The organism is Streptomyces sp. NPDC005706, assembly GCF_040631045.1.
GTDB lineage: Bacteria > Actinomycetota > Actinomycetes > Streptomycetales > Streptomycetaceae > Streptomyces.
This window is the reverse complement of the sequence record NZ_JBEXYS010000010.1, coordinates 160,613-177,074: the sequence shown is the minus strand read 5'-3', so window position 1 is coordinate 177,074 and position 16,462 is coordinate 160,613. Positions and strand designations below refer to the sequence as shown.

Here is a 16,462-nt window from a genome sequence, read left to right as displayed (position 1 = left end):
AGGGCGCGGCTCACGGCGTGGCGAGCCGCGCCGCCGCCTCCCGCCAGCGGGCGGTGCCGCCGCGTGGTGTGTAGCGGGTCAACGGCTGGGTGCGGGTGAGCAGCCGGCGCATCCCGGCGAGGTCGCAGGCCAGTCCGTGGGTGCGGGCCTGCACCAGCACGTTGCCGAGGGCCGCGGCCTCCGTCGCGCCCGCCACCACCGGCAGCCCGCAGGCGTCGGCGGTGAGCTGGCACAGCAGCGCGTTGCGGGTGCCGCCGCCGACGACGTACACGACGTCGACCGGACGGTCGGCCAGCCGCCGCGCGTCCTCGACGGCCCGGCGGTGGGCGAGCGCCAGCGAGTCGAGGATGCAGCGCGTCACCTCGGCCCGGTTCTCGGGCACCGGCTGCCCCGAGGCCCGGCAGGCCTCCGCGATCCGCTCCGGCATCCCGCCCGGCGCCAGGAACGCCTCGTCCCCGGCGTCCACCACCGACCGCAGCGCGGGTACCGCGGCCGCCTCCCGCAGCAGCGGCCCCAGATCCGGCTCGCCCCAGGCGCGTACGCACTCCTGGAGCAGCCACAGCCCCATGATGTTGCGCAGATACCGCACGGTGCCGTCGAGCCCCAGCTCGTTGGTGAAGTTGGCGGCCCGGCTCTCCTCGGTGAGCACGGGCGCGTCGAGTTCGAGACCGGCCAGGGACCAGGTGCCGGTGCAGATGTAGGCGAAACGCCCGTCCGTCGCCGGGACCGCGGCCACCGCGGACGCCGTGTCGTGCGAGGCGACCGCGGTGACCGGCACCGGCCCGGCGAGCCCGGTCTCCGCCAGCACCTCCGGGCGCAGCACCCCCGCCGGGTCACCGGGCCGCCGCAGCGGCGCGAACAGCCCGAGGTCGACGTCCAGCCGCTCGGCGACGCCGTACGCCCAGTCGCGGGTGCGCGGATCGATGAGCTGGGTGGTGGAGGCGTTGGTCAGCTCGGTGCCCTGCTCGCCGGTCAGCCAGTACGTCAGCAGGTCGGGGATCAGCAACAGCCGTGCGGCCTGGGCGAATCGGACGGTGGAGCGGGCGGCGGCGAGCTGGTACAGGGTGTTGAACGGCGCGTACTGCAGGCCGGTCGCCGCGTACAGCTCGGCGGCCGGCACGGTCGCCCACACCTTCTCCGCGACGCCCTCCGTGCGGGAGTCACGGTAGTGCACCGGGTTGCCCAGCAGGGCGCCGTCCGCGTCCAGCAGGCCGTAGTCGACGGCCCAGCTGTCGATGCCGACGGAATCGACCGGTCCCGCGGCCCGCAGCCCGTCCAGCACACCGGCGTACAGCGCCGGCACGTCCCAGCGCAGACCCTCCGGGAACCGCACCGGGCGGTTGGGGAACCGGTGCGCCTCGGTCAGCTCCAGCGAGTCGGGCCCGACCCGGCCGACCATCACCCGCCCGCTGGAGGCGCCCAGATCGACGGCCGCGTAGGACCGCACACCGCCGCTCATCGCAGGAAGGCGGCCGCCACACCCGCGTCGACCGGGATGTGCAGGCCGGTGGTGTGGGTGAGCTCGCCGCCGGTGAGCGCGAACACCGCGTTCGCCACGTGCTCCGGCAGCACCTCCCGCTTCAGGATGGTGCGCTGGGCGTAGAACTCGCCCAGCTTCTCCTCCGGCACCCCGTACACCGCGGCCCGCTGGGCACCCCAGCCGCCCGCGAAGATGCCGGACCCGCGGACCACACCGTCCGGGTTGACCCCGTTGACGCGGATGCCGTGCTCGCCCAGTTCGGCCGCCAGCAGCCGCACCTGATGGGCCTGGTCGGCCTTGGTGGCGGAGTAGGCGATGTTGTTGGGGCCGGCGAACACGGCGTTCTTCGACGCGATGTACACGATGTCGCCGCCCAGCCCCTGCGCGGTCATCACCCGCGCCGCCTCCCGGGAGACGAGGAACGAGCCGCGCGCCATGATGTCGTGCTGGAGGTCCCAGTCCTCGGCCGAGGTCTCCAGCAGCGGCTTGGAGACGGAGATGCCGGCGTTGTTCACCACGAGGTCGACCCCGCCGAAGGCGAGTACGGCGGCCTGGAAGGCCTCGGCGATCCGCTCCTCGGAGGTGACGTCCACGGTCACGGCGACGGCCCGGTCGGCGCCGCCGAGTTCCGCGGCCACGGCGGCGGCGTTCTCCGCGTTCAGGTCGGCGACGACCACACAGGCGCCCTCGGCGGCCAGGCGGTGCGCGATGGCCCGGCCGATCCCGCTGCCTGCCCCGGTCACCAGTGCCACCCGGGTGGCCAGCGGCCTCGGCTTCGGCATCCGCCGGAGCTTGGCCTCCTCCAGCGCCCAGTACTCGATGCGGAACTTCTCCGACTCCTCGATCGGTGCGTACGCGGAGACCGCCTCGGCGCCCCGCATGACGTTGATCGCGTTGACGTAGAACTCGCCCGCGGCCCGGGCGGTCTGCTTGTCCTTGCCGAAGCTGAACATGCCCACTCCCGGGACCAGCACGATCGCCGGGTCGGCGCCGCGCATGGCGGGGGAGTCGGGCAGGGCGTGCCGCTCGTAGTAGGCGGCGTACTCCTCGCGGTAGGCGGCGTGCAGTTCGCGCAGCCGGGCGACCGCGTCCTGGAGCGGGGCCGAGGGGGGCAGGTCGAGGACGAGCGGCCGTACCTTCGTGCGCAGGAAGTGGTCCGGGCAGGAGGTGCCGAGGGCGGCCAGCCGCGGGTGCTCGGCGCGGGAGAGGAAGTCCAGCACCACGTCCGAGTCGGTGAAGTGGCCGACCTGCGGCCTGTCCTGGGAAGCGATGGCCCGTACGTACGGCGCGAGCGCGGCGACCCGCTCCCGCCGCTCGGCCTCGGGCAGCGCGCCGTAGCCGTCCAGAATGGGCCCGAAGGGCTCGGCCTTCCCCTTCTGAGCCAGGAAGGCCTCGGCGGTGCGGATGATGTGCAGCGAGTTGCGCTCGCACTCCTCGGCGCTGTCGCCCCAGGCGGTGATGCCGTGCCCGCCGAGGACGACACCGACCGCCTGCGGGTTGGCCTTCTTGACCGCCGCGATGTCCAGCCCGAGCTGGAACCCGGGCCGCCGCCACGGCACCCAGGCCACCGAGTCGCCGAAGCACTCGGCGGTCAGCTTCTCCCCGTCGGCGGCGCAGGCGAGGGCGATACCGGAGTCGGGGTGCAGGTGGTCCACGTGCGGGGCGTCGACCAGGCCGTGCATGGCGGTGTCGATGGAGGGAGCCGCCCCGCCCTTGCCGTGCAGGCAGTAGTCGAACGCGGCGACCATCTCGTCCTCGCGCTCGACACCCGGATAGACGCCGGCGAGGGCGCGCAACCGGTCCAGACGCAGCACGGCGAGCCCGGCCTCGGTGAGCGTGCCGAGGTCGCCGCCGGAGCCCTTCACCCACATCAGCTCCACGTCACCGCCGGTGACGGGATCGGCGCCGGTGCCCTTGGCGGAGGCGTTGCCGCCGGCGTAGTTGGTGTTGCGGGGGTCGGCGCCCAGCCGGTGCGAGCGGGCGAGGAGAGCGGCGGCTTCGGGATGCGTTGCCATGGATCTGGGTCCTTCTGGAGAAGAGGGTGGATGCGGGCGGGGGAGAGGAGGGCGGTGCGGTCGGTGGGGGGCTAGGCCCCCCACCCCGCCTGCTCCCCGCCGACCCGCTCGGCGACGATCCGCTCCGCCCACCCGGACCGGGCGTAGGCGGAGACCGGGTCCGGGTCCAGCCCCGTCTCCTCGCGCACCTCACGGAGCAGCGGCCGGACATCGGTGTTGTAGGCGTCCATCAGCACGGCGTTGGCGGCCAGGACGTCACCGCAGGCCTGTGCCGCGGCCAGTGCGGCCCGGTCGACCAGCAGTGCCTTGGCCGTGGCCTCCTGGACGTTCATCACGGAGCGGATGATCGCCGGGATCTTCGCCTCGATGTTGTGGCACTGGTCGAGCATGAACGCCACCTCGGGGGTGAACCCGCCCCCGCGCACCACCTCGTACATGATGCGGAAGAGCTGGAACGGGTCCGCCGCACCGACCATGAGGTCGTCGTCGGCGTAGAAGCGCGAGTTGAAGTCGAAGCCGCCGAGCTTCCCCTCCCGCAGCAGCGTGGCGACGATGAACTCGATGTTGGTGCCCGGCGCGTGGTGCCCGGTGTCGACCACCACCTGTGCCTTCGGCCCCAGCTTCAGGCAGTGCGCGTAGGCCGTGCCCCAGTCCGGCACGTCCGTCGCGTAGAAGGCCGGCTCGAAGAACTTGTACTCCAGCAGCATCCGCTGACCGTCCCCGAGCCGGGCGTACACCTCCGCCAGCGCCTCGGCCAGCCTGTCCTGCCGGGCCCTGATGTCGTCCTGGCCGGGGTAGTTGGTGCCGTCCGCGAACCACAGCTTCAGGTCGCGGGAGCCGGTGGCGTCCATGATGTCGACGCACCGCAGCAGATGGTCCACCGCCATGCGGCGCACCCGCGCCTCCGGGTGGCAGACGCTGCCCAGCTTGTAGTCGTCGTCCTGGAAGGTGTTGGAGTTGATCGCGCCGAGCCGCACCCCGCGCTCCTCGGCGTACTTCGCGAGAGCCGCGTAGTCCTCGACCGTGTCCCACGGGATGTGCAGGGCGACCGTCGGCGCGGCCCCGGTGAACTCGTGGACCTTCGCGGCGTCGGCCAGTTTCTCCCAGGCCGAGCGCGGCACGCCCGGCTGGGCGAACACCTTGAACCGGGTCCCCGAGTTCCCGTACGCCCACGACGGCGTCTCGACGGCCTGGGTCCTGAGGGCGGCCTTCACCGCGGCGAGGTCGGTCACTTCGGGGCTCCTGTGGTGTCGGGTGGAACGACTGAGCGTGTGAAACGATTCAGAACGGCAAGTTATGAGCCCCTCGAAGGGGTGTCAAGCATTCCGGTCGACACCGTTGTCCGTGACTCGTCCGTGACCTACGGCTATCGAAGGTTTTTCGACACGGACCCATTGACGTGACATGCCCGGGATGCCTAACGTCCCGGCAATCCAGTTGAAACCTTTCACGACGCCGAGGGGCGGTGCCGCCGGTGTCGTCGAGGAGCCCCCATGACCCACCCGCCCGACGCGGGACCGACCCCGGTGCTGGCCCTGCGGGACGTCTCCAAGTCCTTCGGTGCCGTACGCGCCCTGCGAGGCGTCTCCCTGGAGCTGCTGCCCGGCGAGGTGCACGCCCTCGCCGGGGAGAACGGCGCGGGCAAGTCGACCCTCATCAAGACGCTCGCCGGGGTGTACCGCCCCGACTCCGGGCAGGTGCTGCTCGACGGTGAGCCCGTCGTCTTCCACGGACCCGGTGACGCCCGCGACGCCGGGATCGCCGTGATCTACCAGGAGCCCACGCTCTTCCCCGACCTGTCGATCGCCGAGAACATCTACATGGGCCGGCAGCCCCGCCGGACCCTCGGCCGGATCGACCACAAGGCCACGCACGCGGCGACCGCCGCCCTGATGAAGCGGCTCGGCGTCGAACTCGACCCGGACCGGCCCGCCCGCGGACTGTCCATCGCCGACCAGCAGATCGTGGAGATCGCCAAGGCGCTCTCCTTCGACGCCCGGGTCCTGATCATGGACGAGCCGACCGCCGCCCTGACCGGCAGCGAGGTCGCCCGGCTCTTCGGCGTCGTCCGCACCCTGCGCGAGCAGGGCGCCGCGGTGCTGTTCATATCCCACCGGCTGGACGAGATCTTCCAGATCTGCCGCCGGGTCACCACGCTGCGGGACGGCGCCCGGATCGCGTGCGAGCCCCTCGACGGCATGACCGAGGACGACCTGGTGCGCCGCATGGTGGGCCGCGACCTGGACGAGCTGTACCCGAAGCAGGACGTCACACCCGGCGAGGTCGCCCTGAGCGTGCGCCGGCTGACCCGTGAGGGGGTCTTCACCGACGTCTCCTTCGAGGTGCGGCGCGGTGAGATCGTCGGTCTCGCGGGACTGGTCGGCGCCGGCCGCACCGAGGTGGCCCGCGCCGTGTTCGGCGTGGACCGGTGGGACGCCGGCGAGGTGGAGGTCGAGGGCCGCGGGCTCACCCGGGGGGCGCCCTCCACCGCGATGGCCGCCGGACTCGCCCTGGTCCCCGAGGACCGGCGCGCCCAGGGCCTTGTGATGGATATGTCCATCGCGCGCAACATCGGACTCACCGGCCTGCGCACGACCGTGAAGGCCGGCCTGATGGACCGCGGCGCCGAACGCAGCCGCTCCCTCGACTGGGCGGTACGGCTCCAGGTGAAGTACGCCCGGATCGCCGACGCCGTCTCCACCCTCTCCGGGGGCAACCAGCAGAAGGTCGTCCTCGCCAAGTGGCTGGCCACCGGCCCGAAGGTACTGATCGTAGACGAGCCGACGCGCGGCATCGACGTCGGCACCAAGGCCGAGGTGCACCGGCTGCTGGGTGAACTGGCCGCCGAGGGCGTCGCCGTCCTGATGATCTCCTCCGACCTCCCCGAGGTCCTCGGCATGGCCGACCGGGTGCTCGTCATGCACGAGGGCCGGATCACCGCGGAGATCCCGCGCTCCGCGGCCACCGAGGAGACGGTGATGGCCGCCGCCACCGGAAGGGCCGCCGCATGACCGCCGCCGGAAGGGCCGCCCCCGTGCCCCCGAACGTCACCAGGAGGGCCGCCGCATGACGGTGACCGCCCCGAACGAGACACCGCTCACCGAGGTGCCCAGGTCCAGCGGCACCCGGCTGGTGGACCGGGTCTTCAAGATGCGAGAACTCGCGATCCTGGCCGTCTTCCTGGTGATGATCGCCGTCACCCAGGCCGGCAACAGCGAGTTCCTCTCCGAGCAGGGCATCAAGGACCTGCTGCTCAACGCCACGATCCTGGTGCTGGTCGCCACCGGCCAGTCGCTGGTCGTCATCACCCGCAACGTCGACCTGTCGGTCGGCTCCACGCTCGGCATCAGCGCCTTCGCCGCCGGAAGCTATCTGCACGGCGGCGGGAACCCGGCCGTGGCGCTGTTCCTCGCCGTCCTGCTCGGCGTCGGCTTCGGCCTGCTGAACGGCCTGCTCGTCAGCCTCGGCCAGGTGCCCGCGCTGGTCGTCACCCTCGGCACGCTCTACGTCATCCGGGGTGTCGACTCCATCTGGGTCGGCTCCCGGCAGATCACGGCGGCCGATCTCCCCGGCGGATTCGTGGACTTCGGCTCCGGCGGCATCTCCGCCGTCCCGTGGCTCGCCCTCGTCGCGCTCGCCGTCCTCGTCGTCACCGCCTACTGCCTCAAGCACTTCGGCGGCGGCCGGGAACTGTACGCGCTCGGCTCCAACCCGGAGGCCGCCCGGCTGGCCGGCATCCCCGTGCGCAAGCGCATCCTCACCGCCTACACCGTCTGCGGCGCCCTCGCCGGACTCGCCGGCGCCCTCTACCTGGCCCGGTTCGGCAACGTCGACTCCGGCACCGGCAACGGCTACGAACTCACCGTCGTCAGCGCCGTCGTCGTCGGCGGCGTCGCCTTCACCGGAGGCTCCGGCAGCGTCTACGGCGCCGCCCTCGGCGCCCTGCTGCTCACCTCCGTCAACAGCGTGCTCCCCGCCCTCGGCGTCAGCTCCGTGTGGGTGCTCGCGATCAACGGCGTCCTGCTGCTGCTCGCCATCGCCGTCGACCGGGTCGTCGCGCTGCGGGTGGCCGCCGCCCTGAAGAAGAAGTCGGCCCTGAGCAAGGCCCCCCTGACGAAGGAGAACGCCGGTGCCTGAGTCGCTGAGCCGCGCCGTCCGCTGGGACACCGTCGTCGGCGCCCTCCTGATCGTCCTGCTGCTGCTGTCGTTCGGCTTCGTGGACGGCTTCGGCAACGCCCTCAACCTGTCCTTCCTCATCGGCAACACGCTGCCCATCGCGCTGATCGCCCTGCCCATGACCTTGCTCGTGGTCTCCGGCGAGATCGACCTGTCGGTCGCCTCCACCGCCGGGCTGTCCGGCGCGGTGATGGGCAAGCTGTGGAACCAGGGCATGGCCATCGAGACGATCATCCCGGTCTGCCTGCTGCTGGGCGTGGTGTGCGGCCTGGTCAACGGCCTGCTGGTGACCAGGCTGGGGCTGCCGTCCCTCGCCGTGACCATCGGCACCCTCGCCGCGTACCGGGGCATCGCGCAGATCGTGCTCGGCTCCGACGCCGTGACCGACTTCCCCGCCCAGTACCAGGACTTCGCCGCCGGGCGGCTCGGCGGCACCTTCCTGCCGCAGGCCTTCCCGCTCTTCCTGGTGCTGCTCGCCGTCGCCGTCGTCGTCCTGCACGCCACCCCGTTCGGCCGGTCGCTGTTCGCGGTCGGCGCCAACGAGGAGGCGGCGCGGTTCGCCGGCATCCGGGTCAAGCGCGCCAAGCTGGCCCTGTTCGTCGCAACCGGGTTCATGTCCGCGCTCACCGGCGTCTTCTGGGCCCTGCACTACGCCAGCGCCCGCTACGACAACGCCACCGGTCTGGAACTCTCCGTCGTCGCCGCCGTGCTGCTCGGCGGCATCGACTTCGACGGCGGCAGGGGCACGCTCGGCGGCGCGATCGCGGGGGTGTTCCTGCTGGGCGCGCTGCAGAACGTGATGAGCCTGCTGAACGTCTCCGCGCAGTCGCAGATCGTCGTCACCGGCGTGCTGCTCGTCGTCTCCGTGCTCGGACCCCGGGTCGCACGTCAGATCACCGTCGCGAGGGTGGGCCGCAGAGCCGCCTCGGCACCGACGTCGTAACTCCCCGACCACCCGACCCTCGTAAAGGAACCCGACCATGCGCCCGTCCACCCTGCGCCGCACCTGCGTGGCCCTCGCCGCCGTCACCTCCCTCGCGCTCGCCGCCACCGCCTGCGGCGGTACCACCAAGAACGACGTCAAGAACGACAGCGGGCCGGCCACCTCCGCCGGCAAGGCCGATCCGAACGCGGCCACCAAGAAGGGGCTGACCGTCGGCTTCCTGCCCAAGCAGGTGAACAACCCTTACTTCACCACCGCTGACAAGGGCGGAAGCAAGGCCCTCGCCGAACTGGGCGAGAAGTACAAGGAGGTGGGCCCCTCCAGCGCCACCGACACCTCCGGGCAGGTGAGTTACGTCAACACCCTCACCCAGCAGCGGGTGGACGCGATGGCCGTCTCCGCGCAGGACCCGGGCGCCCTGTGCACCGCGCTCAAGCAGGCGATGACCAACGGCATCAAGGTCGTCACCTACGACTCCGACACCGACCCCGGCTGCCGCAACGCCTTCGTCTCCCAGGCGTCCGCCGAGGACCTGGGCCGCACCGAGGTGCAGCTCCTCGCCGAACAGATCGGCTACAAGGGCGAGATAGCGATCCTGTCCGCGGCGCAGACCGCGACGAACCAGAACACCTGGATCGGCTACATGAAGGACGAGCTGAAGGACCCCAAGTACAAGAACGTCAAGCTCGTCAAGATCGCCTACGGCAACGACGAGGCGCAGACGTCCTTCCAGCAGACCCAGGGCCTGCTCCAGGAGCACCCGGACCTGAAGGGGATCATCTCCCCGACCACCGTCGGTATCAAGGCCGCCGCCCAGTACCTGTCCGGTTCCAAGTACAAGGGCAAGGTGAAGCTGACCGGCCTCGGCACCCCCAACGACATGCGCAAGTACGTCAAGAACGGCACCGTCAGCGGCTTCGAGCTGTGGGACCCGGCGAAGCTCGGGGACCTGGCCGCCCGTACCGCCGTCGCCCTGGCCTCCGGTCAGATCACCGGCAAGGAGGGTGAGACCTTCAAGGCGGGCGGCACGACCTACACCATCGGCAAGGACGGCGTGATCAACCTGGGCAAGCCGACCGTGTTCGACGCGAAGAACATCGACCGGTTCAACTTCTGACGGACGAGGAGGCGTTGATGCGACGCGTGTGCTTCCTGCTGAAGGTCAGGGCGGACCGCCTCGACGAGTACCGCGAGCGGCACTGCGCCGTCTGGCCGGAGATGCTCGACGCGCTCCGGGCGGCCGGCTGGCACAACTACTCGCTGTTCCTGCGCGAGGACGGCCTGCTCGTCGGCCATCTGGAGACCGAGGACTTCGCCGCCGCCCAGGCCGGCATGGAGGCCACCTCAGTCAACGCCCGCTGGCAGGCGGAGATGGCGCCGTTCTTCGAATCGCTGGACGGCGCCCGGCCCGACGAGGCGATGACACCGCTCACGGAGGTGTTCCACCTGCCCTGACCGCTCCCGCGGGCGGGCCCGCCGCACCCGCCGTCACCGGTCCGGACCCGGCCGGCCCGGACCCCTTCCCGCCGTACGCCGCGGACCTCGCACCGCCGTACGCCGCGGACCTCGCACCGCCCGCGCGGACCGGGCCGTGATGCCGGTCATGACGGTAATGTGAGGGCCCTTCCGCCCCGGGCACGCGCGACGCTCCTCGAGCGCGTGAGCGCCCGTGGTGCCCGTGAGCGCCTTCCCCCGCCGCCCCTCGTCCCTGGAGGTCCGAAGCCCGATGGCCCAGTCGGTGGGTATCAAGGACGTCGCCCGCGCCGCCGGAGTCTCGGTGGGCACGGTCTCGAACGTCATCAACCGCCCGGAGACCGTCGCCGGCGAGACCCGGGCGCGGGTGCTGTCCGCGATCGACCGGCTCGGCTACGTCCGCAGCGAGTCCGCCCGGCAACTGCGCGCCGGCCGCAGCCGGATCATGGGCCTGCTGGTGCTGGACATGGGCAACCCCTTCTTCGTGGACGTGGCCCGCGGCGCCGAGCGGGCGGCCCGCGACGCGGGGCTCGGCGTGATGGTCTGCAACAGCGCGCAGAACGCGGCCGAGGAGGCGGAGTACCTCTCGCTCTTCGCCGAGCAGCGGGTGCGCGGGGTGCTCCTCACCCCGGCCGACGCCACCGGCCGCAACATCGCGGCCTTCCGCCGGCACGGCATCCCCTTCGTGCTGGTCGACCGGGTCGCCGAGGGCACCACCGAGTGCTCCGTCTCCGTGGACGACGTGGCGGGCGGCGCCCTCGCCGTCCGCCACCTGGTGGACGCCGGTCATCGTTCCATCGCCTACGTCAGCGGGCCGCCCGGACTGAACCAGGTGCGCGACCGCCGCACCGGCGCCCTGAACGCCCTCGCCGAGGCCGGGCTCGGCCCCGACGCCCTGCGCGAGCTGCCCACCGAGCGACTGGACGTGGCCGCCGGCCGGGACGCGGGCGCCCGGCTGCTCGGCCTCGCCGACCGGCCCACCGCCGTCTTCTGCGCCAACGACCTGCTCGCGCTCGGCGTGCTCCAGGCCCTCTACGCGGCCGGCGTGGTCGTCCCCGACGACCTGGCGATCGTCGGCTACGACGACATCGAGTTCGCCGCGGCCGCCGCCGTACCGCTGACCTCCGTACGGCAGCCCGCCGTCACCATGGGCGCCCTCGCCGCGGAGCTGTTGCTGGAGGAGACCGAGGCGGGCGCCGAGGGCGGCGCCGGCCGGCACGAGCACCGGCGGGTGGTGCTCCAGCCGGAGCTGGTGGTGCGCCGCTCCAGTCTCGCCGCCCGCTGACCGGAAGTTCAGTAGGAATCCATGATCCCGGGTGGGTGGGCCCGGCCGCCGGTGTGCTGAACTGGGACGCGTCCACGCCGTCCGTCCCGGGAGATCCGTTGACTTCCAGCTACCGCCAGCCCGGTGTCGTCCTCACCGACCGCCGCTTCACCGTACCCCTCGATCACGCGCGGCCGGACGGCGAGAGCATCGAGCTGTACGCCCGTGAGGCCGTCGCCGCCGGCAAGGCGGGGCAGGACCTGCCGTGGCTGCTGTATCTGCAGGGCGGCCCCGGCTTCGGGGCGAATCGTTTCGTCGGACGGCAGGCCTGGCTCGACCGCGCCCTGAAGGACTACCGCGTCCTCCTCCTGGACCAGCGCGGCACCGGCAGCTCCACGCCCGCCACCCGGCAGACCCTCCCGCTGCGCGGCGGTCCCGCCGAGCAGGCCGACTACCTCACCCACTTCCGCGCCGACTCCATCGTCCGCGACTGCGAGGCCGTCCGCCCCCTCGTGACGGGCGGCGCCCCGTGGACCGTGCTGGGCCAGAGCTTCGGCGGCTTCTGCACGGTGTCGTACCTCTCCCTCGCCCCCGAGGGACTCGACACCGCCGTCGTCACCGGCGGCCTGCCCTCCCTCGACGCCCACGCCGACGACGTCTACCGGGCCGCCTACCCGCGCATCGAACGCAAGGTCGCCGCGCACTACGCCCGCTACCCGCAGGACGTCGAGCGGGCCCGGCGCATCGCCGACCACCTCCTCACCCACGACGTCGTCCTGCCCGGCGGCCACCGTCTCACCGTGGAGGCGTTCCAGTCCCTCGGCCTGATGCTCGGGGCGAGCGACGGCAGCCACCGGCTGCACTTCCTCCTGGAGGAGGCGTTCGTCCGCACTCCCGGCGGCCCGGAGCTGTCCGACGCCTTCCAGGAACAGGTGCGCGGCCTGCTGTCGTACGCGGCGCACCCGCTCTACGCGCTCGTCCACGAGTCCATCTACGGCCAGGACGCCCGCCCCACCGCCTGGGCCGCCGAGCGGGTGCGTGCCGAGTTCCCGCAGTTCGACGCGGCCAAGGCGATCGCCGGGGACGCCCCGGTGCTGTTCACCGGCGAGACGGTGCACCCCTGGATGTTCGAGACCGACCCGGCCCTGCGCCCGCTGCGCGAGACCGCCGAACTGCTCGCCGCCCGCACCGACTGGCAGCCCCTGTACGACCCCGCCCGGCTCGCCGCCAACGAGGTGCCGGTCGCCGCGGCGGTCTACCACGACGACATGTACGTGGACACGGCCCACTCCCTGCGGACGGCCCGCGCCGTGCGGGGGCTGCGGACCTGGGTGACCGACGAGTACGAGCACGACGGTCTGCGCGCCGGAGCACCCCGCGTCCTGGACCGGCTGCTCGCCCTGGCCCGCGACGAGGCCTGAGCCAACGGAGCTCGCGACAAAAGGAGTTGCGGCGGCGGGCGGGCGGCATAGTCTGCGGCCACGGGCGAGCCGACGATCACCGGGCCGCTGCCGCCGCCCGCGGCGGCGTTCGGTGCCGGCGCCCCGCCGACACCGAACGAACGGGGACCTCATGAACGCCACCGACCTGCTCGCCGACCGCTTCGAGGAGCACCGGGGGCACCTGCGCGCGGTGGCCTACCGGATGCTCGGCTCGCTCACCGAGGCCGAGGACGCGGTCCAGGAGGCCTGGCTGCGGCTCGGCCGCGGTGACGCGGCGGAGATCCGCAACCTCGGCGGCTGGCTGACCACCGTGGTGGGCCGGGTCTGCCTGGACATGCTGCGCTCGCGCACCGCGCGCCGCGAGGAGCCGATGGAGGACACGTTCGTCCCCGATCCGGTGGTCCGCTCCCTCGGCCGGACCGACCCCGAGAAGGAGGTGCTGGAGGCCGACTCGGTCGGGCTGGCGCTCCTCGTCGTGCTCCAGACGCTGGAACCCGCCGAACGGCTGGCGTTCGTCCTGCACGACATGTTCGCCGTGCCCTTCGACGACATCGCCGCGATCGTCGAGCGCACCCCGGCCGCCACCCGGCAGCTCGCCAGCCGGGCCCGCCGCCGGGTGCAGGGCGCCGGCCCGTCGGCCGACCCCGACCTCGGCCGGCAGCGGCAGGTGGTCGACGCCTGGCTGGCCGCCACCCGCGGCGGCGACTTCGAGGCGCTGCTCGCCCTGCTCCACCCGGATGTGGCGCTGCGCGCCGACGCGGGCGTCCTGGTCCGGGGCGTCGGCGCGTCCAAGGCGGTCAGCGGGGCCCGGACCGTCGCCGAGCAGGCCTCGATGTTCTCCCACCTCGCGGTGCACGCCCGTCCGGTGCTGGTCAACGGAGCGGTGGGCCTGGTCACCGCGCCCGAGGGGCGGCCGGTCTCGGTCACGGCGTTCACGGTCGCCGACGGCCGGATCACCGGCATGTACATCCTGGCCGACCCGGAGCGGCTGGCCCGGCTGGACCTGCCCGCGCTGGAGGACTGAGGGCCGGGTGCCGGTCCCAGGGGCCGCGGGGCGCGGCGGCGCGTCCCGCGGTCACGCAGGTCAGTAGGCTGGACGCCATGCCGGATCAGATAACCGACCTCGCCGATCTGCGCGGCGACTGCGCCCAGTGCTTCGGGCTGTGCTGCGTCGCCCTGCCGTTCGCCGCCTCCGCGGACTTCGCCATCGACAAGCCCGCGGGCAAGCCCTGCCCGAACCTGCGGGACGACCACCGCTGCGGCATCCACGCCGGTCTGCGCGAGAAGGGCTTCACCGGCTGCACGGTCTACGACTGCTTCGGCGCCGGACAGAAGGTCTCGCAGGTCACCTTCGGCGGGCAGGACTGGCGTACCGGCTCCCCGGAGCGGTCCCGCCGGATGTTCGAGGTCTTCCCCGTCGTCCGTCAACTGCACGAACTGCTCCGGTACTTGACGGAGGCGCTGCGCCTGGAGGCCGCCTGGCCCGTCCACGCCGGCCTGCGCGAGGCCCTGGAGCGCACCGAACTGCTCACCCGGGGGACACCCGAGGAACTGGCCCGCCTCGACGTGGCCGCCCACCGGCAGGAGGTCAACGTCCTGTTGCTGCGCGCCAGCGAGCTGGCCCGGGCGGACGCCGTCGGCGGAAAGGACCGCAAGGGCGGCAAGGGGGGCAAGAGCGGTAAGCGCGGGGCCAAGGACCGCCGGGGCGCCGACCTCATCGGGGCCCGGCTGCGCGGCGCCGACCTGCGCGGGGCCAGTCTGCGCGGCGCCTACCTCATCGCGGCCGACCTCACCGGCGCCGACCTGCGCGAGGCCGACATGATCGGCGCCGACCTCCGGGACGCCGAGCTGAGCGACGCCGACCTCACCGGCGCCTTCTTCCTCACCCAGCCCCAGGTCAACGCGGCCCGCGGCAACGCCGGCACCAGGCTCCCCGAGTCGGTCACCCGCCCCGGGCACTGGGCGGCGGGTGACTGAGCGGAGGCTGTCGCCGGGCACTCGGCGGTACCCGGCGCGAGCCGCTTCCGGCGTAGCCCGCGGGCGAAGAGGCTCGCGGCCGCGCCGGCACGGAACTCATGGAGTCAGTCTCCCGCTCCGCCCACGGGGCAGCGGGCGGCTGAGCCGGGATCGGCGGCGGGCACGGTGACCGGAGTCGGCGCCGGCGCGGGGCGTCGTTCCAGGCGCAGGCGCAGTCCCTCCGGCATCACCGTCAGCCGCTCGGTGACCTGGAGGCGGTAGGCGGGGTCGGCCCGCAGGTCGTAGCGGCGCAGCAGCAGGCCGAGGACGAGAGTCGCCTCGTGCAGCGCGAACTGGCGGCCGATGCAGGCCCGCGCGCCGGTGCCGAACGGTTTGAAGGTGTGCGGGGCCCGGCCCCGTACGGCGCCCGCCTCGAAGCGGTCCGGGTCGAACCGCTCGGCGTCCTCGCCCCACACCTCGGGGTCGCGGTGCAGCAGCGGCAGCAGGACCAGCGCCCATGCCCCGCGCCGCATCGGATGCTCCCCGGCCAGCACCGTGTCCTGCCGGGCCTCCCGGGCGTAGGCGGGGGCGGTCGGCCACAGCCGCAGCGACTCGTCCAGCACCCGGCGGACGTAGCGCAGCTTGGCGACCTGCTCGTAGCCCGGTTCCGGGGTGTCGCCCCAAACGCGGTCCACCTCGGCGCGGGCCCGGGCGGCGACCTCCGGGTGCCGGGCGAGGTAGTACAGGGCGAAGGACAGCGCGCCCGAGGTGGTCTCGTGGCCGGCCACCAGGAACGTGATCACCTGTTTGCGCACGTTCTCGGCGGACAGCCGCTCCCCGGTCTCCGGGTGCGTGGTGTCCAGCATGCGGTCCAGCAGGTCCCCGTCGCCGCCGCCAGAGCGGCGCCGGGCCGCCACGACCTCGTCGACCGTACGGTCCAGATGGGCGATGTCGGCGGCGTTGCGCCGGGCGGCGCCGCGCAGCAGCAGCGGCACCAGCGGCACGGGCACGCTGTTCAGGCGCTGCGCGTAGCCGAGCGTGCCGACCATCGCGGTGACGAACGGGTGCGGCCGGTCCCGTTCGAAGGAGCCGAAGTCGTGCCCGAACCCGGTGCGCGCGATCGTCTCCAGGGTCAGCTTGGTCATGTCGCCGGGCACGTCCACCGTGCGGCCGGCCGCCAGTTCCCGGTCCCAGTGGCCGGTCAGCCGGGCGGCCACCGCCAGCATCATCGAGTGGTAGCCCGCCATGGCCTCCCGGCTGAAGCCGGGCGCCAGCACGTCGTGCGCCAGCTGCCAGTTCGGCTCGTGGTTGTACGCCGTGAACAGCCCGTCCCCGGCGACCGGGCGGAGATTGGCCACCCCGAGGCCCACGTGCTTGGCGAACCGGGACTCGTCGGCGAGGTCGGCGACGAGCCGCGACCCCCACAGGAACACGAACTCGTTGCCGAACACCCGGCGGCGGAAGACCGGACCCAGCTCGCGCCCGAAGCGCATCGAGTCCTGCAGCGGGCGGCGCCGGTCGACGCCGAGCACATCGCCGAGCAGCGGCAGCCGGCGCGGCGGATGCGGGATGCGGCGCAGCTCCGGCCAGCCCTGTTCCGCGCCCCTAAACCCCTTGGGCAGCCCGGTCTCCGTCGTCTCCGCCATGACGCGATCTCCCTTGACCCAGCGGATGGTTGAACCTGTGACGCCCGCGTGTTGTACGTGGGTTCAA

The 16,462-nt window shown here is 72.9% G+C and carries 13 protein-coding genes; 9 read left to right on the top strand and 4 right to left on the bottom strand.

Annotated elements, in window-relative coordinates; genetic code table 11:
- Positions 1 to 10: 10 nt before the first annotated feature.
- The 3 genes from ABZ478_RS19050 to rhaI form a co-directional block, all read right to left on the bottom strand.
- On the bottom strand, positions 11 to 1,459 hold the full coding sequence (locus ABZ478_RS19050; protein WP_359550788.1) for a rhamnulokinase family protein: 1,449 nt from the start codon (positions 1,457 to 1,459) through the stop codon (positions 11 to 13).
- Entirely contained in the window at positions 1,456 to 3,495 is a 2,040-nt protein-coding gene (locus ABZ478_RS19045) for a bifunctional aldolase/short-chain dehydrogenase (RefSeq protein ID WP_359550786.1), read from the bottom strand. The genes ABZ478_RS19050 and ABZ478_RS19045 overlap by 4 nt, the downstream gene beginning before the upstream one ends.
- Positions 3,496 to 3,566: 71 nt before the next feature.
- Positions 3,567 to 4,727: an L-rhamnose isomerase gene (rhaI, locus tag ABZ478_RS19040; protein ID WP_359550784.1), complete on the bottom strand. Its 1,161-nt coding sequence runs from the start codon at positions 4,725 to 4,727 to the stop codon at positions 3,567 to 3,569.
- 261 nt (positions 4,728 to 4,988) lie between these two features.
- On the opposite strand from rhaI, the gene ABZ478_RS19035 reads away from it, so the two are divergent.
- The 9 genes from ABZ478_RS19035 to ABZ478_RS18995 all read left to right on the top strand — a co-directional run bounded on the left by ABZ478_RS19035 (position 4,989) and on the right by ABZ478_RS18995 (position 14,770).
- Complete coding sequence (locus tag ABZ478_RS19035) at positions 4,989 to 6,506, top strand: sugar ABC transporter ATP-binding protein (RefSeq protein ID WP_359550781.1); 1,518 nt, start codon at positions 4,989 to 4,991, stop codon at positions 6,504 to 6,506.
- Between the two features lie 55 nt (positions 6,507 to 6,561).
- Positions 6,562 to 7,632: an ABC transporter permease gene (locus tag ABZ478_RS19030; RefSeq protein ID WP_359550779.1), complete on the top strand. Its 1,071-nt coding sequence runs from the start codon at positions 6,562 to 6,564 to the stop codon at positions 7,630 to 7,632.
- Positions 7,625 to 8,614 (top strand): ABC transporter permease, encoded by a 990-nt coding sequence (locus ABZ478_RS19025; protein ID WP_359550777.1) that lies wholly within the window; start codon positions 7,625 to 7,627, stop codon positions 8,612 to 8,614. The genes ABZ478_RS19030 and ABZ478_RS19025 overlap by 8 nt, the downstream gene beginning before the upstream one ends.
- Positions 8,615 to 8,651: 37 nt before the next feature.
- Complete coding sequence (gene rhaS / locus ABZ478_RS19020) at positions 8,652 to 9,731, top strand: rhamnose ABC transporter substrate-binding protein (RefSeq protein ID WP_359550775.1); 1,080 nt, start codon at positions 8,652 to 8,654, stop codon at positions 9,729 to 9,731.
- 17 nt (positions 9,732 to 9,748) lie between these two features.
- The gene (locus ABZ478_RS19015; protein WP_359550772.1) at positions 9,749 to 10,069 is read left to right on the top strand and encodes an L-rhamnose mutarotase; all 321 of its coding nucleotides are present in this window, start codon (positions 9,749 to 9,751) and stop codon (positions 10,067 to 10,069) included.
- Between the two features lie 271 nt (positions 10,070 to 10,340).
- Complete coding sequence (locus tag ABZ478_RS19010; RefSeq protein ID WP_359550873.1) at positions 10,341 to 11,372, top strand: LacI family DNA-binding transcriptional regulator; 1,032 nt, start codon at positions 10,341 to 10,343, stop codon at positions 11,370 to 11,372.
- A 98-nt stretch (positions 11,373 to 11,470) separates the two neighbouring features.
- Positions 11,471 to 12,772 carry an alpha/beta fold hydrolase gene (locus ABZ478_RS19005; protein ID WP_359550769.1) on the top strand — a complete coding sequence of 434 codons (1,302 nt, stop codon included), beginning with the start codon at positions 11,471 to 11,473 and terminating at the stop codon, positions 12,770 to 12,772.
- 151 nt (positions 12,773 to 12,923) lie between these two features.
- Positions 12,924 to 13,817 (top strand): RNA polymerase sigma factor SigJ, encoded by an 894-nt coding sequence (gene sigJ / locus ABZ478_RS19000; protein WP_359550767.1) that lies wholly within the window; start codon positions 12,924 to 12,926, stop codon positions 13,815 to 13,817.
- A 77-nt stretch (positions 13,818 to 13,894) separates the two neighbouring features.
- On the top strand, positions 13,895 to 14,770 hold the full coding sequence (locus tag ABZ478_RS18995) for a pentapeptide repeat-containing protein (protein ID WP_359550764.1): 876 nt from the start codon (positions 13,895 to 13,897) through the stop codon (positions 14,768 to 14,770).
- A gap of 104 nt (positions 14,771 to 14,874) precedes the next feature.
- Here the strand turns inward: ABZ478_RS18995 and ABZ478_RS18990 are convergent, their stop codons facing one another.
- Entirely contained in the window at positions 14,875 to 16,395 is a 1,521-nt protein-coding gene (locus ABZ478_RS18990; RefSeq protein WP_359550761.1) for a cytochrome P450, read from the bottom strand.
- Positions 16,396 to 16,462 lie beyond the last annotated feature (67 nt).

Coding starts and splice junctions, on each gene's coding strand:
- ABZ478_RS18990 (WP_359550761.1), bottom strand. CDS start 16,395: ATGGCGGAGACGACGGAGACCGGGCTGCCCAAGGGGTTTAGGGGCGCG.
- rhaS (WP_359550775.1), top strand. CDS start 8,652: ATGCGCCCGTCCACCCTGCGCCGCACCTGCGTGGCCCTCGCCGCCGTC.
- ABZ478_RS19035 (WP_359550781.1), top strand. CDS start 4,989: ATGACCCACCCGCCCGACGCGGGACCGACCCCGGTGCTGGCCCTGCGG.
- ABZ478_RS19030 (WP_359550779.1), top strand. CDS start 6,562: ATGACGGTGACCGCCCCGAACGAGACACCGCTCACCGAGGTGCCCAGG.
- ABZ478_RS19045 (WP_359550786.1), bottom strand. CDS start 3,495: ATGGCAACGCATCCCGAAGCCGCCGCTCTCCTCGCCCGCTCGCACCGG.
- ABZ478_RS19010 (WP_359550873.1), top strand. CDS start 10,341: ATGGCCCAGTCGGTGGGTATCAAGGACGTCGCCCGCGCCGCCGGAGTC.
- sigJ (WP_359550767.1), top strand. CDS start 12,924: ATGAACGCCACCGACCTGCTCGCCGACCGCTTCGAGGAGCACCGGGGG.
- ABZ478_RS19050 (WP_359550788.1), bottom strand. CDS start 1,459: ATGAGCGGCGGTGTGCGGTCCTACGCGGCCGTCGATCTGGGCGCCTCC.
- ABZ478_RS19015 (WP_359550772.1), top strand. CDS start 9,749: ATGCGACGCGTGTGCTTCCTGCTGAAGGTCAGGGCGGACCGCCTCGAC.
- ABZ478_RS18995 (WP_359550764.1), top strand. CDS start 13,895: ATGCCGGATCAGATAACCGACCTCGCCGATCTGCGCGGCGACTGCGCC.